This window comes from Belliella pelovolcani (genome assembly GCF_900156785.1).
In the GTDB taxonomy this organism is placed as follows: Bacteria; Bacteroidota; Bacteroidia; order Cytophagales; family Cyclobacteriaceae; genus Belliella; species Belliella pelovolcani.
The window spans coordinates 45,030-65,866 of sequence record NZ_FTOP01000004.1; the positions used below are offsets into that span (position 1 = coordinate 45,030).

Annotated in this window: 16 protein-coding genes; 5 read left to right on the forward strand and 11 right to left on the reverse strand. The window is 38.9% G+C overall.

Annotation, left to right across the window (positions count from 1 at the left end; all coding sequences use genetic code 11):
- Positions 1–46: 46 nt before the first annotated feature.
- The 4 genes from BW935_RS06180 to BW935_RS06195 form a co-directional block, all read right to left on the reverse strand.
- On the reverse strand, positions 47–925 hold the full coding sequence (locus BW935_RS06180) for a 3-hydroxyacyl-CoA dehydrogenase (protein ID WP_076499568.1): 879 nt from the start codon (positions 923–925) through the stop codon (positions 47–49).
- Positions 922–1,950, reverse strand: a complete 1,029-nt coding sequence (locus tag BW935_RS06185) for a phosphotransferase family protein (RefSeq protein WP_076499570.1) — start codon at positions 1,948–1,950, stop codon at positions 922–924. The genes BW935_RS06180 and BW935_RS06185 overlap by 4 nt, the downstream gene beginning before the upstream one ends.
- A gap of 206 nt (positions 1,951–2,156) precedes the next feature.
- Positions 2,157–3,362 (reverse strand): acyl-CoA dehydrogenase family protein, encoded by a 1,206-nt coding sequence (locus BW935_RS06190; protein ID WP_076499572.1) that lies wholly within the window; start codon positions 3,360–3,362, stop codon positions 2,157–2,159.
- A 41-nt stretch (positions 3,363–3,403) separates the two neighbouring features.
- Entirely contained in the window at positions 3,404–4,171 is a 768-nt protein-coding gene (locus BW935_RS06195) for an SDR family NAD(P)-dependent oxidoreductase (protein ID WP_076499574.1), read from the reverse strand.
- A 164-nt stretch (positions 4,172–4,335) separates the two neighbouring features.
- On the opposite strand from BW935_RS06195, the gene BW935_RS06200 reads away from it, so the two are divergent.
- Positions 4,336–5,304: a zinc-dependent alcohol dehydrogenase family protein gene (locus BW935_RS06200; RefSeq protein ID WP_076499576.1), complete on the forward strand. Its 969-nt coding sequence runs from the start codon at positions 4,336–4,338 to the stop codon at positions 5,302–5,304.
- Between the two features lie 59 nt (positions 5,305–5,363).
- Here the strand turns inward: BW935_RS06200 and BW935_RS06205 are convergent, their stop codons facing one another.
- From BW935_RS06205 to BW935_RS06220, 4 genes are all read right to left on the reverse strand, one after another.
- A complete protein-coding gene (locus tag BW935_RS06205) occupies positions 5,364–7,847 on the reverse strand; it encodes a S9 family peptidase (protein ID WP_076499578.1) in 2,484 nt (827 codons plus the stop codon).
- A gap of 113 nt (positions 7,848–7,960) precedes the next feature.
- Positions 7,961–8,662, reverse strand: coding sequence for a TetR/AcrR family transcriptional regulator (locus BW935_RS06210; protein WP_076499580.1), 702 nt, complete (start codon positions 8,660–8,662; stop codon positions 7,961–7,963).
- A gap of 160 nt (positions 8,663–8,822) precedes the next feature.
- The gene (tyrS, locus tag BW935_RS06215; RefSeq protein ID WP_076499582.1) at positions 8,823–10,115 is read right to left on the reverse strand and encodes a tyrosine--tRNA ligase; all 1,293 of its coding nucleotides are present in this window, start codon (positions 10,113–10,115) and stop codon (positions 8,823–8,825) included.
- A gap of 281 nt (positions 10,116–10,396) precedes the next feature.
- The gene (locus BW935_RS06220; protein ID WP_076499584.1) at positions 10,397–12,238 is read right to left on the reverse strand and encodes a gamma-glutamyltransferase family protein; all 1,842 of its coding nucleotides are present in this window, start codon (positions 12,236–12,238) and stop codon (positions 10,397–10,399) included.
- 226 nt (positions 12,239–12,464) lie between these two features.
- Here BW935_RS06220 and BW935_RS06225 point away from each other — a divergent pair, with 226 nt between their 5' ends.
- Genes BW935_RS06225 through BW935_RS06235 form a run of 3 tightly spaced genes read left to right on the forward strand, consistent with a single transcriptional unit; the run spans position 12,465 to position 15,260 of the window.
- Positions 12,465–12,689 (forward strand): DoxX family protein, encoded by a 225-nt coding sequence (locus BW935_RS06225; protein WP_317044801.1) that lies wholly within the window; start codon positions 12,465–12,467, stop codon positions 12,687–12,689.
- Positions 12,690–12,701: 12 nt separating this feature from the next.
- Positions 12,702–14,120: a DEAD/DEAH box helicase gene (locus tag BW935_RS06230; protein WP_076499588.1), complete on the forward strand. Its 1,419-nt coding sequence runs from the start codon at positions 12,702–12,704 to the stop codon at positions 14,118–14,120.
- Between the two features lie 60 nt (positions 14,121–14,180).
- Positions 14,181–15,260 (forward strand): AI-2E family transporter, encoded by a 1,080-nt coding sequence (locus BW935_RS06235; protein WP_076499590.1) that lies wholly within the window; start codon positions 14,181–14,183, stop codon positions 15,258–15,260.
- Between the two features lie 2 nt (positions 15,261–15,262).
- On the opposite strand, the gene BW935_RS06240 is transcribed toward BW935_RS06235, so the two are convergent.
- The gene (locus BW935_RS06240) at positions 15,263–15,946 is read right to left on the reverse strand and encodes a LytR/AlgR family response regulator transcription factor (protein ID WP_076499592.1); all 684 of its coding nucleotides are present in this window, start codon (positions 15,944–15,946) and stop codon (positions 15,263–15,265) included.
- A gap of 225 nt (positions 15,947–16,171) precedes the next feature.
- Entirely contained in the window at positions 16,172–17,578 is a 1,407-nt protein-coding gene (locus BW935_RS06245; protein WP_076499594.1) for a sensor histidine kinase, read from the reverse strand.
- Between the two features lie 480 nt (positions 17,579–18,058).
- Here BW935_RS06245 and BW935_RS06250 point away from each other — a divergent pair, with 480 nt between their 5' ends.
- Complete coding sequence (locus BW935_RS06250) at positions 18,059–19,099, forward strand: formylglycine-generating enzyme family protein (protein WP_076499605.1); 1,041 nt, start codon at positions 18,059–18,061, stop codon at positions 19,097–19,099.
- A 146-nt stretch (positions 19,100–19,245) separates the two neighbouring features.
- Here the strand turns inward: BW935_RS06250 and BW935_RS06255 are convergent, their stop codons facing one another.
- A complete protein-coding gene (locus BW935_RS06255; RefSeq protein WP_084565837.1) occupies positions 19,246–20,715 on the reverse strand; it encodes a sulfatase in 1,470 nt (489 codons plus the stop codon).
- Positions 20,716–20,837: the final 122 nt, after the last annotated feature.

Here is a 20,837-nt window from a genome sequence, read left to right on the forward strand (position 1 = left end):
GTGGTGATAAGTCCAACAACTTACGGAATTGATTTGTTAATTGGATTTATTCATGAAAATTATTTTTTTGATAAGCGGGCTCTGGGTAGGTATAAAAGCCCTCTCCAGTCTTTTGACCGAGTTTACCTGCATCAATGTATTTTTTCAATAATCCAGCAAAAGCTTGTGATGCAGCATCGGGCATTTTGTGAGTGACATGCCAAGCCGTATCCAGTCCTATACTATCCAAGATTCCAAATGGTCCCATGGGCATGTGAAAATTGACCATCCAAGACTTATCTATATCTTCAATACTAGCCACTTCTTTTGTCAGAAGTTTTCCAGCAGCTCCTATGAATGCCATCAGCATGGAGTTGAAAATGTAGCCATGATTCTCTTTTTTTACTATCACAGGCACCTGTCTGAGTGTTTTGCCAAATACTTCTAGTAAAGAAATTAGATTGGGGTCAGTGCCGGGATGTGGCATGATATCTACCACTTTGCTGTAGAATACATCATGAAAATGAAGTGCACAAAATTTCTCTGGTCTTCCAGAAATATCAGCAAACATGGAAGGTAACAAAAAAGAGGTATTGGTGGTAAATATTGTTTTTGATGGTGCCAGTTGTCCAAATTGCTTCCATACTTTTTCCTTTACATTTACTTCTTCAGTGACACTTTCATTGATCAGGTCTGCATCAGCTACAGCATGGGAGGGATCGGTTGTAAATGTCAGCCTGTGCATAGCTTCGTTTGCTTTTTCCTGGCTGAGGCTCCCATTTCCAATCAATTGCTTGACAATACCCTGCATCACCTTCTTAGAAGACTCAAGGGCTTTATGATGGATATCGTAAACACTCACTTGATATCCGGATAGGGCTGATTGAAGCGCAACTCTGCTACCCAATGTTCCCGCACCCAAAATGCATATTTTTTCTATTTTCATATTTTTCCAGTTTTGATAGCATTAGTACTCAAGAATCCGCAAGCTTTCACAGCATGAATCAAAGCAGCAAATCTTGGGTCTTGAGCAAAACCTTGCTGATAGCGTTGATAAATTTGTTGAGCAATGACCCCAACTTTGAAAATCCCAAAGACATAATAAAAAAGCATGTCTCTCATATTTCTACCAGTAGATTTGCCGTAGTAAGCTATCACTTCTTTCCTTGTAAAATTACCAGGAGCATGCGTGAGATTGAAATTCTTGAGGATATCTGGATCGTTGGGCTCAGCCCAATAGGCTAGGGTAGTGCCCAAGTCCATCAATGGATCGCCCACTGTAGCCATTTCCCAATCTAATATTGCTTCGATATGAGGTTCTTGCGTACTTTTTAGGACGATATTATCATATTTGAAATCATTGTGTATGAATCCTACCGAAGATTCACTTGGGTGATTCGCTTTGAGCCATTCAGAAGCTAATTCCATTGTTTGTACTTCATCAGTTTTGGCTTTTTGATATCGATCAGTCCATCCCATGACTTGTCTTTCTACATAGCCATCAGGCTTGCCTAAAGAAGCAAGACCCGAATGCTCAAGCTCTAGTTCATGCAATTCAATAAGGGAATCTAGACTGTTTTTGGAAAGTTGACTGAAAAAATCTTTTTCAAGCTTCACACCAACAGGGATTTTGTTTCTCAGGATTAGCCCTTCTACTTTCTCCATGATAAAAAAGGGAGCTCCCATGATAGTTTCATCTTCACAACTTAGCATGGCTTTTGGAATTTTAGTATACCCAGCTTTTTCAAGTGATTTTAATACGTGAAACTCTCTCGTCATATCATGGGCCTTACTGATTTTTTTACCCATAGGTGGTCTTCTGAGTACCATTTCACCTTGATTGGTTTGGATGAGATAAGTAAGATTAGAAAACCCCCCATTGAATGGTATGATTTCCTGTATTTCGAAAGAACTTCCCAATTGCTCCTTGAAATAAGGTATTAATTTTATTTTTAGATCTTCAGGGTTCATATTCAAAAATAGAATTTATGTATATCCGCAATTATACAATTAACCAATTTAAATAAGGACCTATATAAATCCGATACTAATAGATATTGGATATTCATTGATATTGGCTATAAATCAAAGGTTTGTTCCATTATTTAGGTTCTACTTGTATGTAAGCGGATAATCATGATAGAATTTGATAAGAAAGACATAACCAAATTCAAAAATCAATGTGATTTCATTTGTTCACCCACATTTTTAAGGATTCTTCTGGCTAAAACAGACTTGTGGACTTCATCCGGGCCATCATATATTCTTGCCCCTCTTTCATGTCTGTACCAAAATGATAAAACCGTATCATCGGAAATACCTAAAGCTCCATGAACTTGGATAGCTCTATCTAATACTTCCATCAGTACATTGGAAACATAAAACTTGATGGTGGAGATATCTTCTTTGGCTGATTTGGCTCCCAATTCTTGGATTTTCATCGCCGTATCTAGAACCATCAATCGACTAGCTTTGATCGAGGCATAGCTTTCTGCGATCCAATTTTGAATCGTCTGCTGCCCTGCAAGTGGTTTTCCAGGGTTTAATTCTCTGTAGATCGCCCGCTCACACATCATTTGAAATGCTCGCTCGCATATACCTATCCAGCGCATACAGTGGTGAATTCTTCCAGGACCTAGCCGCTCTTGAGCTAGAGCAAATCCCTCACCTTCATTTCCGATCAAATTTTCAATGGGAACTCTGCAATTGTTAAATTTAACTTCACCATGCGACATATAATCCTCTCCAGCATCACCCATGATCGGGATATTTCTGACCAATTCGAAACCCTGATTATCTAAAGGAACAAGGATCATACTGGCTCTTTGATAGGGGTTTGGGTTGTGTGGATCAGTTACAGCCATGACGATAGTGAAGTGTGCCCCATCAGCAGATGAAGTGAACCATTTGTGTCCATTGATGACAAAGTGGTCACCATCTCTAATGGCAAGAGTTGATAAGTGTACTGGGTTGCTTCCAGGATTTTCTGGTTCTGTCATCGCAAAGCAACTTCTGATTTCTCCTTTTTGAAGTGGAGTTAAATAGGTAGATTTTAATGCATCACTTGCAAATTGATGCATCAGCTCCATATTCCCAATGTCAGGCGCTTGACAATTGAATACATAATGACCGATAGGGCTTCTACCTAACTCTTCTGAAATAAAGGCAAATTCAAACAAGTTCAAGCCTAGACCTCCTTCTTCTTTCGAAAGGTGTGGTGCAAATAGTCCTTGTTCCTTTGCCAAGTTTCTCATAGCTTGAAGTTTAGGCAGTGATTTTCTAAATCCATGATTTAGGACATCCAGTTCAATTGGAATTATATGCTCGTTAATGAATTTTTTATAAGAATCTGTTAAATCAGGGTTTGGATTGACAAATGACATGGGGTGTTTGGGGTGTAAAAGTATGAGATTAAAATTTCTAATTAAATCGTAAATCCTCCATCAGCGGTGATCACAGCTCCGGTGTTGTAGGAGGAACAGCTAGCCGCTAGGAATAAAGCAACCGCAGCAATTTCCTCCGAAGTCCCTACACGCTTCAGCGCAAGTGATTTCATCATCATCCCCATAATTTTATCATTAGACCACAGTGCTTCGGAAAACTTTGTCTTAATCAAACCTGGACAGATGACATTCACACGTATATGATGGTCTCCCCATTCCTTGGCAAAGACTTTGGACAAAGAAATCAATGCGGCCTTACTGACTGAGTATATACCCAAACCGGGTTCAGGTGAAATACCTCCTACAGAACTGACATTGATCACGGATGCCCCTGAAGAATTCCTTAGATGTGGAAAACAAAGTTTCATCAATTCAAATGGTGCTTTGACATTGACATCCATGATTTTATCAAATGCATCTAAACTTGTCTCGTGAACAGGGCCAAAAACAGGGTTTGACGCTGCATTATTGACCAAGATGTCAATTCCTCCATACTTACTGACAGTAGCATTGACCAAGTCTTTGAGTTCATCCATTTTTCCGACATTGCAAGCGATGCCAGTCACTTCATATCCACGTTTGCTCAAATTAGCAGCCTCTTCATCCAAAACGTCCTGTTTTCTACTTGAAATGACAACCTTGGCACCAGCTGCAGCATATACTTCTGCTATGCTCAAGCCTATTCCTTTGGAAGCACCTGTTATTAAGGCCACTTTACCCTCTAGTGAAAAAACATTTGATAAGTCCATTGATGTGATTTTTTGATTAGTGAAATATCTCTTACTTCTTTATCCTATTAAATTAGGGAATTGACTTTACTTTAGGAAGCAATCACTCGAAAATGTTATGCATACCGAGTATTTTTTGTAATTTGGGTCAATGAATTTTTGTATAAACCATAAATAATCAAAGAATGAAACAGGTAGTTTTCCATCAAACTGGCATGCCAGAGGAGGTTTTGATATTAGAAGAAGCAGAGCAGCCAGCAAAGAAAGCCAATGAAGCGCTTATCAAAGTAACAGCGAGGAATATCAATCCATCAGATATCATGTTTATCAGAGGGATGTATGGTATCACTCCGAAATTACCAAGTTCAGCTGGTTTTGAAGCAGTAGGGGTAGTTGAAGAAGCAGATGAAAGAGGATTGGTTCAGAAAGGAACCAAGGTAATATTCACAGCTATTGGGACATGGAAAGAATATGTCAGTGTACCAGCTAATCTTCTGATACCTGTACCAGCAGGAATGACGGATGAAGTAGCTTGTCAGGCTTTTGTAAATCCGCTGACTGCTTATGGGATGTTGGAGACGAGTGGTTTAAAAGCTGGCGATTGGTTGTTGATTACAGCTGGTGCCTCAGCATTTGGTAAGCTAGCGATTCAATTAGCCAAGCAAAAAGAAATCAAAGTGGCTTGTACTGTACGAAGGGATGAACAGAAAGATATGCTCAAGAGTCTTGGAGCAGAATTGGTGATCAACACGGAAAAGGAAAAACTTCCAAAAGTTATCATGGAAAAAACAGATGGCGGTGTTCATGTAGTATTTGATGCCGTAGGTGGAGTTTTGGGAGCTCGGGCTTTGTCCTGTTTGAAAACGAATGGTAGAATGATGGTTTTTGGCTTGTTGAGCCTTGAAAATATTCCTCTCAATTCTGGTTTACTGATATTTAAAAATTTGAAAGTCGAAGGTTTCTGGTTGACAACATGGATTGAAAGTCTCAATCAAGATGAAAGAGAAAAGGCTTTCAGGACGATTTTTACGCTATTATTAACTCAAAAAGTAAAAGTAGATGTACAAGCTACTTACCCACTGGAACAATTCAAGGAAGCGCTACTTGCATATAAACAAGGAGGAAGAAATGGGAAAGTCATTCTAACCAGTTAATTCATATTATCATTTGTCCAAAATAAAAAAATCCCGACTTTTAATGCCGGGATTTTTTATTATTTCGTGAGTGCCTTTTCTCGTTGGACTTCCAGCATATCTACCGGAGGCGGTGTATTGTCCCCTAGAAGATGCTGTACAAAGTAATCACCCATTTTCCAGAAGAAATATTCTGTCATATTTCCATAGCCATGTCTTTGCCCTGGTAATAAAAGCAGGTCAAATCTTTTATTGGCTTGGATCAATGCATTAGCCATTCTAATGGTACCAGCAGGGTGCACGTTGTTGTCTACATCACCTGTAGTAAGTAAAAGCCTACCTTTCAGATTTTTTGCTAAATCTGGGTTTTTCTCAATGCTATAAACGAAAGTAGTATCACCTTTTGGAGAAATTTGCTCTTTTACACCATGGTGTTTTTCAGACCACCATCTATTGTAGATGTTATTTTCGTGGTTACCAGCTGAGGATACAGCTACTTTGAAGATATCAGGATATACCAACATGGCAGCAGTAGACATAAATCCACCACCTGAGTGTCCATGGATTCCCACCCTGTTTCTATCAATAAATGCATGTCTATCGGCCAATTGCTCAATCGCTGCTTTCTTATCAGCCAAACCATAATCTCTAAGATTGCCATAACCGTAGTTGTGATACCATTTGGATCTAGATGGGTGACCACCTCTATTTCCTAGTGTCACTACCACAAATCCAAATTGGGCCAATCTATCTGTTCTGTCCATACCAGCAGAGAAATCTTTATTTACTGCCTCAGTTTGAGGCCCTGGATAGACGTATTCAATGATTGGATAGATCTTGGTAGAGTCAAAATCAAAGGGCTTGTACATCACACCATAAAGATCTGTGATTCCATCATCAGCCTTGAACTTGAATGGTTCAGGGAATTGATATCCAGCGGCAAACAATGAAGATAAATCAGCCTCTTCCAAATCCATGATTTTTCTTCCTTGGCCATCATGCAATGCAGATGCAGGAACAGTATTTACCCTTGAGTAATTATTGACGAAGAAAGTACCTTTATCGTTGATGGAAGAAGTATGGTTGTAGTCACCTGGGTTTAGTAAAGTAATAGCTCCACCATTCAAACTTACTCTATACATATGCTCATAGTACGGATCCTCACCTTTCTCTCTTCCGTTTGCAATGAAATACAGGAATCTACCTTTTTCATCTATGGTTCCAATTCTATCCGTATGGAATGGGCCTGAAGTCAATTGCCTTTTCAGATTTCCAGCTCTATCATAAAGGTAAAAATGTCCCCATCCATCTCGCTCAGACCAGTGTACTATCTCTGTCCCATTATTGATCAATTCTGGCTTGATGATATCAATATAAGTATTGCTTCTCTCTTCGATTACAACTTCCTTTTTACCTTCTTTGATATTCCATCTCACGATATCGATTTTTTTCAAATCTCTAGAAGTGATAGAGAAATAGAAGTTGTCATTATCTCCATGCCATATAGAAGGAGTGAAGTCATCGTCTCTATTCACAACTGGTCTTGTAGCACCCCAAAGGCCTACTGTCTGATCTTTGAAAGTAGCAATATCCAATTTTTTCATCTCGCCAGACTCAAATGAATAATACATCAAGTCAGTTATAGGTTGTTCTTTTTCACCTGGCATGGCGTACTTATAAGTCTCCAATGTAGGTCTTGGGTTTCTGGTGTTGTGAATTACCCAAAGATCTTTGACTTCTCTGACATCAGATCGTGTGATGATAAACTGCTTGGAATCTTCAGACCAAAGCACACCAGCTCTTTTTCTGTTGTCTTTATTTTTCTCTTCTTCCACATTATCCTCACCACGGCCACCACCACCATAGCCATAATCCTTCACGCCATCTGTGGTCAACTGATGTTCTACGATCGTGCTATCCTTATCGTCCTTTACTGCTTTGAGGAAGTTTTCCTTATCCATCCAGTAAAGGTTTTCGTGCTTAGCAAATACGATCTTTGAAGAGTCAGGCGCAATATTCGCCCATCCAAGTCTTTTAGCATCTTCTTCTGGATCGGTGATTTCCGTCAACTGCTGATTTTGTAGGTTATAACGGAACACGAAAGTTTTCTTTTCTAAAGAATCCTTCGCGTTCTTGTTTTTCTCTTTGATCTCAGCCCAGTCTTTTTTCACCACGTCCTGTGTGCTTCGGATTTTGAATTCAATGGTATTTTCATCCTCCAAAAATTTCAAACTTGTAATGGGCAAGTGTTGTGCATCAAATGGATCACGAACAATTTTTGTAATTTCAGCAGCAAGCTTGTCTTTATCGAAAAAAGCTCTTTTTGTTCTCGCTACTGGATCTACGATATACCATTCACGGCCACTGCTGGTCTCGTAGGTATACCAAAATCTGTCTGATTTCTTTAACCAATGAGGATCTACTCGAGTAGTGAAGACCATCTTCCTGACTTTCTCTGGAGAAAATCTCGAAGCTAGATCATAATTCCCTTTGGTAGGGGAGTCTTGTGCTTGCAAAAATCCCACTGAAAGAATCATTGCAAACATGAGGTATAGTTTCTTCATAAATTTATTTATTTTCAATTGGTGAAAATAAATAATGAAAAATTCCCCTTTGAACCGCTGATGTAAAAAATTGGCCTTGGTCCTTAAAATCAGTCCAATTCAAAAACTGTTTTTTAAAACAAACTACCTTGCACGATTTGAGGTCGACTGGCTTGGATGGTTCCCTTGAGCATATCTTGCATCAATCGTATAAAACCAGGCTTCCAATTGTCAACATGGATTTTGATTTCTTTGCCTTCATAATTAATAGGACCTGAAAGTCTTTCATATCCTATTAGCATACTCCAAATGGTATAAAAAGTCAACTCAGGTTGCAATTCAGGCCTGATACTTCCATCTTTTATCCCTTGCGATACGATTTGGATGCCAATTTTCCCACAATCATGATGTACATCTAATAGTTTCTGAAAATGTACGCTATCCAGAATCAAGGGATCTATGGTTTTTCTCAGCTCTTTGTCATTGTACAAGTTGAGCATACCCATGAAATTCAAAATGGCTTCATAAAACATCCTGTTTCTTTGAGAAAAATCAACATACTTTTGTACCAAATCCACCAGCAACTCCATTCCATTTTTATTCTTGGTACGATAGACTTCCCTAAACACATCCTTCAAGCCATCGAAAGCTTTCCGAGTAACAGCCATGTATAGGTCTTCTTTGTTTTTATAATAGAAATAAGTCAAACCTTTTGAAATTTTGGCTGACTTAGCTACATCGTCCATTTTGGTAGCTTGATACCCCTTTTCTATAAAAAGCTTGATAGCTGAATCTAGGATTAGTTTTTCTTTCTGTGTTCTCTCTTGCGCTCCCATGTGTTGAAAAGTTTTGAATCTTGTTCAAAGTTATTAAACCAAAGTTAATAAACACAATAAGTTTTATCTATGAAATGATAATGCAATGACATTGAGGCACAAAAAATGGGATGCTTCACTTCGAAGGCATCCCATTTTAAAATTGTTATTATCTAAGTGATTATTTGACTTCGATGATATAATAGTTTTTCTTTCCTTTTTGAACCAATAGGTATTTATCTTGAAGTAATTTGGCTTCCACCGCTGCGTTGGGATCAGCAAGTTTTTCTTTGTTGATACTCACTCCACCTCCTTGGATCATTTTTCTGGCTTCTCCTTTAGATGGGAATATAGCTGTTCCTGATTTGTCAGCTAGAAGTTCTAAAACAGAAGATGCAGATTCATATTCTGGCTTTTTGATTTGAACTTGAGGGACGCCATCGAAAACTTGCAAGAAAGTACGCTCGTCAAGCAGTTCCAGATCTTCTGTAGAAGACTTGCCAAATAGAATAGCAGATGCCTTGAGTGCCATTTCATAATCAGCCTCACTGTGTACCATGATGGTGACTTGCTTGGCGATTTCCTTTTGTAAAGCTCTCAGATGTGGGGCTTCTTGATGTTCTTTTTCCAAAGTCTCAATTGTAACTTGATCTAGTGTTGTAAATATCCTGATGTACTTTGCAGCATCTTCATCAGATACATTGAGCCAGAATTGATAGAAAGCATAAGGTGAGGTCTTTTCCGGATCTAACCATACTGAACCTCCTTCAGTCTTCCCAAATTTGGTTCCATCCGCCTTTGTAATCAGCGGTACAGTCAAAGCATAAGCTGAGCCACCACCCATTCTTCTGATCATTTCAGTTCCAGTGACGATATTGCCCCATTGATCTGATCCTCCGAGTTGGATGCTTACATTTTCATTTTTCCAAAGGTGATAGAAGTCATATCCCTGAATCAACTGATAAGTAAACTCAGTAAAAGAAAGCCCATTGCCATCCTCCAGCCTTCTTTTCACAGAATCTTTAGCCATCATATAATTGACTGTGATATGCTTGCCTACATCTCTGATGAAATCCAGAAAAGTAAAATTGGACATCCAGTCGTAATTATTGACTAACTCAGCTTTATTCTTAGCACCTTGATTGAAGTTGAGGAACTTTCCAAGTTGATTTTTGATGCAAGCTACGTTATGGTCAAGTGTAACTTTATCTAACAGATTACGCTCCGCAGACTTGAAACTTGGATCACCGATCATTCCTGTAGCTCCGCCCACCAAAGCAAATGGCTTGTGTCCTGCTCTTTGGAAATGAAGCAAAGTCATCACTCCGACCAAGTGACCTATATGTAAAGAATCCGCTGTAGGGTCAAAACCAAGATATGCAGCAGCCATTCCTTTGTTCAAGTGCTCCTCGATTTCCGGTGTCATATCCTGAAGCATTCCTCTCCAGCGCAGTTCTTCGATGAAATTATTCATGTGTATTTACTCTTCGATTTTTGAATCTACAAATATAGAAGTTTGTTTTGGATGCCCGAAGTGGTAGGCACGCAGATTCCACGGATTTCGCAGATTTAAGAATGATTTTAGATTTTTGAGGAGTATAATTGATACTTTGAAGTCAAATCGACTGAAGGAGATATCTCACGCTGTTCGATATGACAATAACCAAATAACCAATCTTATAAAAATATTGGGAAACGCCATCCCTCAAGCGTCTCCCAAACTTTCAAACATTTAAACCTTAAAAAAACGTCTCCCTACCAAGCTATCCCGTAGTCTTCTCCATGATTGCTGGATCCACCCCAGAAGGTACCATGTTTCCAGTCAAACCAAATCGCATTTAGAGGGCCTGAAGTTCTTGACTGGAAATCCATTTTGTAGCCTCTCTTTCTGAGATCATCTCTAATCCATGATGGTACTTCTGAATTCAAGGTAATTGCACCAGGCTTGATTTCGTGTGCACCGAATGATGATTGCATCTGATAACTGTGGATATTTGCTGCTTCAGCTGCTTGCTGTACGGTCATGTCAAACTCTACGATATTGAGAAACATCTGCAATAAATCTTGGTCTTGCGTATCGCCACCCTGAACAGCAAAAGAAAGGAATGGCTTGCCATCTTTCAGTGCCATACTTGGAGTTAAGGTTACCCTAGGCCGTTTATTGGGCTCAAGAACATTGAAGGGGTTGATGTTGCGATCCAATACAAAACTCTGCATCCGCTGACTCAGCCCTACACCTGTATTGCCTGCAATCACTGCAGGTATCCACCCACCGGATGGGGTAATAGATACTACCCAACCTGCTTCATCCGCCGCTTGAATGGATGTAGTTCCTGCTAAAAAGTGCTCCAAGAAAGGATCATCTGCCCCCATCAAAGGTAGCTCAGGTCTATCATAAGCAAGTAATTCGGTTCTCTTGTGGAGTAAATTTTTGAAAGGGTTCTCTTGACCTTGAAAAGGATAAGGATCTCCAGGACTAATATTTGGATCATTTTTCTCTTTAATCAATTTAGCCCTTTCTTTTGCATAAGCTTTTGATAAAAGTCCTTTCATGGGACTCTGTGGTTCAAATGCTGGATCTCCATAATAAAAATCTCGGTCTGCAAAGGCCAAGCTCATAGCTTGATAGATGGTATTGATATAATTTGCTGAGTTGTAGCCCATGGATTTCAAGTCAAAATTCTCTAAGATATTCAAAGATTGTAGTAGGGCAGGACCTTGCGTCCATTCTTGAAGTTTGTAAACGTCAATTCCCTTGTAATTGACGGAAAGAGGCTCTTCTATTTTAACCTTCCAATTGGATAAATCTTGCAAAGTAAAAAGCCCCCCTTGCTCTCTTGTTCCCCTGACGATCTCCTCGGCAATGTCTCCCCTGTAAAAACGCTCGTAAGCAGCATAAATCGCTTCTTTTCTGTTTTTTCCAGCGGCTAAAGCTTTTCTTTCCGCTTCTACAAGCTTGGAAAGCGTCTGAAATAGATCTTCTTGCACAAACACTTCTCCTGCATGTGGACCTTCACGACCTTCACCTAGGTGAGGTAAAAATACTTTTTTGGAATAGGGCCAATCCTTGATCAAATCTTTTCTGCTTTCTATGCTATTGGCTGTCTGTGCTTCGATTGGATAGCCTTTGGCCATCTGCATCGCAGGAGCAAGAACTTCTTCTAAGCTCATTGTGCCATACTCTGCCAACATGGTCATCAATCCCCCTGGTGTACCTGGAGTAGTTGCTGCCAATGCGCCGAATTCAGGTGGGTAGTTCATGTCTTTTTCTCTGAAAAATTCAGGTGTAGCACCCGTTGGAGCATAGCCTAAAGCATTGATTGCAATAACTTTCCCGGTATTTGGATTGTAAATCAAAGCTTGTGTCTCACCTCCCCAACTGAGCACATCCCACATGGTGCATACGGCACCGAGCATAGCACATGCAGCATCGACAGCATTTCCACCTTTTGCAAAGGTCATTGCACCAGCTGTAGCGCCCAGAGGCTTTCCAGTAATGGCCATCCAATGCTTCCCATGTAGAGGAGGTTTTTGGGTTTGAGCTAAGCTATAAATTGAAAATAGGAGACTAAGAATTAGTAAAATTGGTTTTTTCATAAGGGTAGCTAGAGAGTTTATTGGGTAATTATTGTGAATCCGAGGGGATTGTAATACATTTAATGTCAAGATAATCATTGATCACCAAAATCCTCAGCATTTCTATATGTATTCATTTTTTCTTTATTTGATGAGTGCTTTTTATGTTTTTGCTGGCATTATGCACTTTATCAAACCAAAGATGTATGTGAGGATCATTCCACCTTATATACCGAATCCCAAATTAATGAATTTGTTATCAGGTGCATTTGAAATCATTTTCGGACTTGCTTTATTATTCGAATCATTGAGATCTTATGCGGCTTTTGGAATTATTATGCTTTTGATAGCAGTATTTCCTGCTAATCTATATATGTATCAAAAAGGAGCCAAAGGAATCCCCAAATGGGCACTTTTGCTCAGACTTCCCTTGCAGTTTGTATTGATTGCTTGGGCTTATTATTACACTTAAACATTATTTAAATTGAATTTCGATAGTTTTAAATTTGAAGCATCGCTTCAAGATGGCTTAGATGCCATGGGTTTTGACAAACCAACTCCTGTTCAGGAGAAAGCCATTCCAATTATACTTGAAGGTAAAGATATCATCGCCTGTGCACAGACAGGTACAGGTAAAACAGCTGCATTCATTTTGCCTGTTTTGAATAAAATTGCCAAATCAGGTGGGAATAAACTGAACACCTTGGTTTTGGCACCAACTCGTGAATTGGCCATTCAAATTGATCAACAGATCCAAGGTTTTGCTTACTTCTTGGGCATCAGCTCTATTCCTATCTATGGAGGTGGAGATGGAGTAGTCTGGGAGCAACAAAAAAGGGCTTTGGAAGAAGGTGCGGAGATCGTAGTGGCTACGCCTGGTAGACTAATTGCATTGTTAGCAGGTGGAAAAATCAAGCTAGATTCTCTAGAGCACCTGATTCTCGATGAAGCAGATAGAATGCTGGATATGGGCTTCTCTGATGACTTGTTGACTATCGTAAACTATCTGCCTAAGGATAGACAAACGATTCTATTTTCAGCTACCATGCCACCTAAAATCAGGTCATTCTCTAAAAAATTACTCAAGAATCCAGAAGAAGTAACTTTATCTGTTGGAAAGACTGCAGAAGGTGTTACGCAAGGGGCTTATCTAGTTCATGACCCACAAAAGGAGGACTTGGTGAGGCATATTTTGAGACAGAAGGAATATGAAGCTGTCATCATTTTTGCATCTACAAAGGATAAGGTCAAAAGTCTTTATAAGGTCTTGAAAAAAGACTTTGAAGTAGAGGCATTTCATTCTGATCTTGAGCAGGTTGAGCGTGAACAGATCATGTCTAGGTTTAAGAATAGATCTTTGAAAATCCTGATTGGTACTGATATCATATCAAGAGGAATAGATGTGGTTGGCATTGAGTTGGTGATCAATTTCGATACACCAAATGATCCTGAAGATTATGTTCACCGTGTCGGAAGAACTGCCAGAGCTGATAGTAAGGGGGAAGCCATCACTTTTATAAATGATAAGGATAGATACAAGTTCAATAGGATTGAGGCTTTGATTGGAATGGAGGTTGATAAACTACCGCTACCAGAAGGTTATCCTATGGGGCCTAGCTACTCGAATGGTTCTTCAAACAAAAAGCAAGGTTCTGGGTCCAAAAAAGGGGGTAAATCACACGAAAAGCCAAGAGGAAACTTTTCAAAGTCTACCCATACAGAAAAACCTACTAGAAAGCCACGTCAAAATCCACAAGAAGCACATGTGGTCAGAGATCCTGAGAACCCTGATACGCCTAGTGGCTTCAAGCCTAGACAAAATCCTAAAGTAGATAAAAGCCCAGAATTTCAGGAGCGGCCTAAAACTTCAAAGTTTGGCTCTAGAAAAAATGTGATTGATTGATCAGTAGTTTTTAAATTACCCATCAGGTCGTATATTCATAGCTGTTTATGACATGAAAATATGAACAGCTTAGAATATCCGAAATCACAAAAGATATTTTTCACTTTAGCTTCATTTGTGCTGATCATCTGGATCATGAAAGCTGGTGCAGTTATTTTAGTTCCCCTAGTTTGGGGAGCTTTCTTTGCTTTTGCATTATATCCCATTGCTAATTGGCTTGAAGAGAGGAAAATACCAAGAGCCTTGGCCATAGCACTTACCTTATTGATGGTGACTACTTTGGCTGTTTCAGTACTTTATGTATTGACAGATCAAGTAATCGGGCTTATTACAGACATCCCTGAAATCAAGACTTCATTTGAGACTAAAATCAGTTCCTATTTCGAACAAATAGAGAGTCTTTTTGGCCTTGATGCATCACTTGCAACAGATTTTGATTTCTTCAATCAAAGCAATCTTGAGGCTACTTTACTCGAAACTGGGAAGTCTTTGGTACTACTTGGAGTGATCCCGCTTTTTATCTTTTTGATGCTTTATTACAAAGATTTCTTTTGGGAGTTTTTGAAGAAACTTTCAAAAAACAACGAGCCACCATTCTTAGGTTTTATCAAGGACTCAGGCTCTGTGATACAATCCTATTTGCTTGGTATGCTCATAGTCACTGGGATAGTAAGTTTAATGTCTGGAATTGTCTTTTATTTCCTAGGAATCAAATACTTTATTCTTTTTGCTGTCTTTATTGCTGTGATGAATCTCATTCCTTATGTGGGAGTTATTCTAAGCTCCCTGCTTTTGGTACTTTATGTTTTATTGACTACTGACAGTCTTTTTTATCCATTGGCCACCTTGCTGTTACTGTGGCTGATCCAATTGATTGAAAATAACCTTATCACGCCTGTTGTAGTCGGAGCGAGAGTGAGGGTCAATGCTTTCGCCGTAATTTTAGCGATTCTATTGGGAGGGTTTATTTGGGGAGTTTCTGGAATGATTCTTTTTATTCCAATGACTGGATTACTGAAAATTATTTTTGAGCGAATTCCAAGTTTAGCACCTTATGGTTATCTACTTGGAGATGAATATCCTGTGATAGAAAAGCATGAAAATTTTTTCAAAAGGCTTTTTAAAAGAAAAGCAATCTAAGATTATTTGGAGTTAAGTTTTTCTAGCAAGGTGTCATAAAAACTGGTACTTACAGGCGCTTTCATCGAGTCAAAACTCACCTGGTGTCTTTCTACTTTGGTGATTTTTTGCGAATTAACAATGAAAGATCGATGTGTTTTGATGAATTGTGCTGGTAATATCTTTTCCGTCTCCGATAAGGTCATTCTGCTTAGTATCTTTTGATCTGATAACTGAAAGTTGACATAATTGCCGTTGGCTTCACAAAAGAGTAAGTCTTGGAAATTGATTTTGACCTGTTCATAGCCCGTTTTTATAAAGATCGAATCTGTACTCAATTGGCCATTTTTCAATTCAAAGAGTTCTTGTGCTTTTTGACAGGCTTTCAAAAACCTACTTAGGTTGAATGGCTTGAGCAAATAGTCAATCGCGTCCAATTCAAAACTTCTCACAGCATGCTCAGAGTAAGCTGTGGTAAACACCACCATGGTTTCTTTGGGTAGGAGAGAGGCCAGCTCCATCCCAGAGATATCTGGCATTTTGATATCCAAAAAAATAAGGTTAACAGGTTTCGATTTTAAGTATTCCAAGGCTTTGATGCCATTTGTAAAAGTCTCTTCAAGGTTCAAAAAAGGCACCTTGGCTGCGTGAGATTTGACAACCTCCAAAGCCATCGGTTCGTCGTCTATTGCGATTGCTGTTAGCATTTAATTTTAGATTTTAGAATTCAGATTTTAGATTGGGAGATTGAAAGATTGGGGTTTCGATGGTTGGAAAGTTTCAAAGTTGAAAGGTTGTGGTAGTGTGCCAGATTTGCTGTGTGGATTTGGATTGGAAAGTATCTTGTCTCTTGCCTCTTAATTCTTGTATCTTTCATCTTGTATCTTGAGTCTTAAATCTTGTGTCTTGAGTCTTGTGTCATGTGTCTCCAATCACAGCTTCACACTCAAATGTACAAAGTATTCCAATTCATTTTCTCTGATGATCAGTTCATGCTTGTTGGGGTAGAGGAGTTGAAGTCTTTGTTTGACATTTTCTAACCCTATGCCTGATGCTTTTTTCTCTGGATCCTCTTCATTGCTTCGGTGGATGCTATTGTTGACATCTAAGTGAACAGAACCATCTAAGCATCTCAAACTGATTTTCACCCAAGACTTCTTTTGGAGGCTAATGCCATGTTTAAAGGCATTTTCTACAAAAGGGATCAGTAACATGGGTGCGATTTCACCCGTGCAGGAATCTTCAGACCTATTGAAAACGATCTCTATATTTTCTTGATCTTTGATTCTAAGGTTTTGTAAGTCCACATAGTTTACTAGGTATTCTTTTTCGCGTGCAACTTGAATGCGGTCTTGGTTATTTTCGTGAAGCATGAACCGCATCATATCTCCCAGCTTTTGGATCCCCTCTGCCGTACGTTCTCCTTTCTCTTGCAACGCTGTCCCATAGAGTGTATTGAGTGCATTGAAGAGGAAGTGTGGATTGATCTGAGACCGGAGAAATGCCAGGTTGGCTGTTCCTTGATCTACTTTGACAGTCAAACTATCTAATTGGCCTAGGTAGTTATCGTACTTTCTGAAGAAGAAGTTGGAGATGGGGAAGATGATTGCCACTATTGCGATTATCAAGATAAGACCGGCAATCAAAGCTTCTCCAGCATTTTCTACAATGGCAATTGTAATGAATATTCCGGCAATAATACAAAGCAATAAAACCAAATAGGCCGTAGCTTCCCCTTTTCGATTTTGTTTTTGCATGCCATATATCAAAAAGAAATTATAAAAAACCAATCCAAAGAGAGAAGGAATGATGAATACAAACAAAATAGCTACAAACTCTCCAGCAATTCTTTGAAATTGTATTAGAAAAATGACTACAAAAATATAAATCAGAATAGACCTTAAGATATTATAGGCATAAACTAAATTATTTTCATTTTTGATTAATAGCTGGTTGAGAATATAAATGAGAGCTCCATATCCTGCATAAATTACAAGAGAATTAAAGTAAAAAGGTATAATAAAATCATCTGAAAATCTCGCATTCATTGAAAAAGCTCCAATTCCTATGAATGATCCAAGGAAAATTAAAATGGTATAAATTATAAATTTTGCGGTTCTACCATCTTTTAGATAATTTGGAAATACTTTGATGTGAAAGAGGTAAAAAGTAGCAAGAAAGATCAAAGGGATGAAAATCTTAGCAAAATAAATTGTCCCTTGTTGATAATTGAGACTGAAAATTGGTGATGACAATACATTGGATAATACGATACTTACAAATAAGAAGGTGACTACCCACCATTCAATTTGTCTAAAAGGTAGAATTTTTTCTTTCATGGCTGTTCAAGTTAAGTGCTGTATTTGAAATTTGAATATGTTCAGGGGAATTACTTCGTGATTGCAGTAGATTTATAGAAGATTCCTTCCCAATTATGATCATTAGATTATAAATCAATCCTGCTATAATCAGAAGGTAGTAAACTATTTTCTGTTTTTTCAAGTGCTTTTCACTGTTTGCTTAGACAAGGATACAGTGGGCTATTTCTTCTAACAAAAAAATGTGACGAAACGCGAAATTGATGGGATGGAAGCTGTATTGCTATCTCAAATTGGGTATCAAAATGTAACATTATCCATTAATTCTTGATTTGACCAGTGCGGTAAACCTTTTCTCTCTTTGATTTTTCTGAGTATTATCTAACTTAGCCATTGTTAAAAAATCTAATTCACCATTTACATTCCCTTGGCAACTAAAATCCGAAAATTAATTGCGCTCATCAATTCAGAGCTTCATATTGGATAATAATTAAGCATAAAATGAAATATCATTATCTCTCCATCATCATTTCTCTACTAATCATTTTTGCATGTGGTTCCAAACCTGAGCAGAAAAGCGCAAACCAAACTTCAGGCATCGATCAAAAACCTATCCAAGGTATGGTGTTGATAGAAGGCGGAGATTTTACCATGGGTACAAATGATCAAAATTCCTATCCAAGTGAAAGACCTGCCGTCTTAAGAAAGGTAGCTAGTTTTTGGATGGACGAGACGGAAGTGACAAATAAACAATTTGCTGCTTTCGTGGAAGCCACAGGCTATGTGACGGTGGCAGAAAGAAAGCCTGATTGGGAAGATATGAAACAGACTTTGCCTCCTGGTATTCCCAAGCCAGATGAATCCCTACTTGTGGCTGGTTCATTGGTTTTTGTGGCTCCTGATCAAGCCGTAAGCTTAGATGATATCAGTCAATGGTGGCAGTGGGTTCCTGGTGCTTACTGGAAGCAGCCTGAAGGACCTGGATCTGATATTCAAGGGAAAGAGAATCACCCCGTAGTGCATATAGCTTTAGAGGATGCAGAGGCTTATGCAGCATGGGCAGGCAAAAGATTACCGACCGAAGCTGAATGGGAATATGCAGCTAAGGGAGGGAATAACAGTCGGTTTCCGTGGGGGAATGAATTGACGCCTGCAGGAAATTTTAAGGCAAATACATTTCAAGGTGAATTCCCACATCAAAATATAAGCTCAGATGGCTTTGAAGGAACAGCCCCTGTCCGATCTTTTACCCCAAATAATTATGGCTTATACGATATGATTGGCAATGTTTGGGAATTGACCTCGGATTGGTTTGATGCAGCAGCTTTTATGCGGGAAAAAGCCATGGTGCCAGCTTTGGATACCTCAGTCTCCAAATGTTACAATCCAGAAAATCCTTATGCCATCGAGAAAGTCATCAAAGGTGGTTCTTTTCTCTGTGCTGATGATTATTGTATCAATTATCGTCCAAGCGCCAGAAGAGGACAAGATGTATATTCTGGAACTTCCAATGTAGGTTTTAGATGTGTGAAGGATGTTTGAGGTTTTTTAAAAAGTACAAAGTACCAAGTACGATGTACCATGAAGATTCACAAAAAAAAGCGCCAATAAATGGAATTGATTGGCGCTTTTCTTAATTCAGTGGTTTAGTATTGAAGGATTGTTCGGTTGTTAGATGGATTTGAATATCAATTTGTATCCTTCTTCATTGGTAACCTTGCATTTGTGCCAGATAGCCAATTCTTTAGCTTGTTTTGGAGGTATTTCGCTTTTTCAGATTCTACTTGGGACAAATCATTTCTTTCACCTATGTCAGCATCTAAATTATAAAGCTCGATTCTTTCATCCTCGTAAAAATAGATCAGCTTCCAGGCGTCTTCCTGTATCACAGATCCAGGATTTCCTCCTTGGTTTCCGTAGTGAGGATAATGCCAATACATTTCATTTCTGGAAATCGACTCTTCCTGCTCGGTCAATATAGTAGCGATGCTGATTCCATCTATATTTCCATTTCCTTTGAAAACTTCATTTAGTCCAGCCAGTTCAATTAGTGTAGGGTAGAAGTCCATACTAATCACAGGTATATTACTTTCTTTTCCTTGAGCAATCTTATCTTTCCAAGAAATAATCAATGGAACTCTAATTCCACCTTCATAAAGCCAGCCTTTACCAGCCCTTAGGGGTAAATTGGAAGTTGGACTGCCTTCAGCTGTAGAAAGACCTCCATTATCAGAGAAAAAAATCACAATAGTATTATCCAATAGATTATTATTCTCCAAACTTTCCAATACAATCCCTACTGCATTATCCATTGCTTCTACCATTCCAGCATAGACTGCATGCGCTTGTGTGGTTCGATTCATATTGGCATACTCAGGCTCAAATTGATCCGTGAGGTTCATCTTGGCACGCTTTTTTAGGTATTTTAACTCTAATTCCTCTGTAGTCATCAATGGAGTATGTACTGAATAGAAGGATAAAAAGGCGAAAAATGGATCTCCCTTGTTTTCATCTATAAATGAAGCTGTTTCCTCGGCAAGTCTCAGAGGGAGGTATTCTCCCTCGGGGCCATTGTCCATTTTCGGGTTATCATATGGTGAAAAATATTTATTCCCGGTAGAGGGTGCACCTTTGCTATTGCCTCCAATATTAATGTGAAACCCTTGTGCTTCTGGCCAAAATTCTTCCTCTTCACCCAAATGCCATTTTCCTGCAAAGAAGGTTTTATATCCAGCATCTTGAAAGGCTTCTGCTAGGGTATATTCTTCTAACTCCATGTTGGGGTTGTATTCAGCAGGAACGAGAGGCTTATTTCGTGTCCAATGCCTTTGGTAGTTCCAAGGTTGTGGTGCACCAAACCAATCGGTATGGTAAGTTTTTGATGGGTATTTTCCTGTCATGATACTTGCCCTAGTTGGTGAGCAGACTGGAGAAGCTGTATAGGCGTTTTTGAATTTGACTCCATTTTTGGCCAGTCTATCGATATTTGGGGTCTCGTAGAACTCACTCCCAAAAGCACCTAGATCAGCCCAGCCCAAATCATCCACTAAAATGAATAATACATTAGGCTTTTCTTTTGTTTGAGCGAAACATTGGTGGAAATGAGAATTATAAAGAAATAGAGTGATTAATGACAGATATAATTTTTTAGCTAGCATGATACATAGGATTATTCTTAATCAAGTTTAATCTGAAAAAAGGTAGATTCCAACCAATGTTCCTTCGATACTTTCCTATTGCCTGAATAAGCCCTGCGCTTGACCGATTACACCATATGGAT

Bases quoted from the DNA above. Each gene is read 5' to 3' on its own strand.
- BW935_RS06180 (WP_076499568.1), bottom strand. From the start codon at position 925: ATGAAAATAGAAAAAATATGCATTTTGGGTGCGGGAACATTGGGTAGC.
- BW935_RS06220 (WP_076499584.1), bottom strand. From the start codon at position 12,238: ATGAAAAAACCAATTTTACTAATTCTTAGTCTCCTATTTTCAATTTAT.
- BW935_RS06250 (WP_076499605.1), top strand. From the start codon at position 18,059: ATGAAATATCATTATCTCTCCATCATCATTTCTCTACTAATCATTTTT.
- BW935_RS06200 (WP_076499576.1), top strand. From the start codon at position 4,336: ATGAAACAGGTAGTTTTCCATCAAACTGGCATGCCAGAGGAGGTTTTG.
- BW935_RS06225 (WP_317044801.1), top strand. From the start codon at position 12,465: ATGAATTTGTTATCAGGTGCATTTGAAATCATTTTCGGACTTGCTTTA.
- BW935_RS06195 (WP_076499574.1), bottom strand. From the start codon at position 4,171: ATGGACTTATCAAATGTTTTTTCACTAGAGGGTAAAGTGGCCTTAATA.
- tyrS (WP_076499582.1), bottom strand. From the start codon at position 10,115: ATGAATAATTTCATCGAAGAACTGCGCTGGAGAGGAATGCTTCAGGAT.
- BW935_RS06205 (WP_076499578.1), bottom strand. From the start codon at position 7,847: ATGAAGAAACTATACCTCATGTTTGCAATGATTCTTTCAGTGGGATTT.
- BW935_RS06235 (WP_076499590.1), top strand. From the start codon at position 14,181: ATGAACAGCTTAGAATATCCGAAATCACAAAAGATATTTTTCACTTTA.
- BW935_RS06190 (WP_076499572.1), bottom strand. From the start codon at position 3,362: ATGTCATTTGTCAATCCAAACCCTGATTTAACAGATTCTTATAAAAAA.
- BW935_RS06210 (WP_076499580.1), bottom strand. From the start codon at position 8,662: ATGGGAGCGCAAGAGAGAACACAGAAAGAAAAACTAATCCTAGATTCA.
- BW935_RS06240 (WP_076499592.1), bottom strand. From the start codon at position 15,946: ATGCTAACAGCAATCGCAATAGACGACGAACCGATGGCTTTGGAGGTT.
- BW935_RS06185 (WP_076499570.1), bottom strand. From the start codon at position 1,950: ATGAACCCTGAAGATCTAAAAATAAAATTAATACCTTATTTCAAGGAG.
- BW935_RS06255 (WP_084565837.1), bottom strand. From the start codon at position 20,715: ATGCTAGCTAAAAAATTATATCTGTCATTAATCACTCTATTTCTTTAT.
- BW935_RS06245 (WP_076499594.1), bottom strand. From the start codon at position 17,578: ATGAAAGAAAAAATTCTACCTTTTAGACAAATTGAATGGTGGGTAGTC.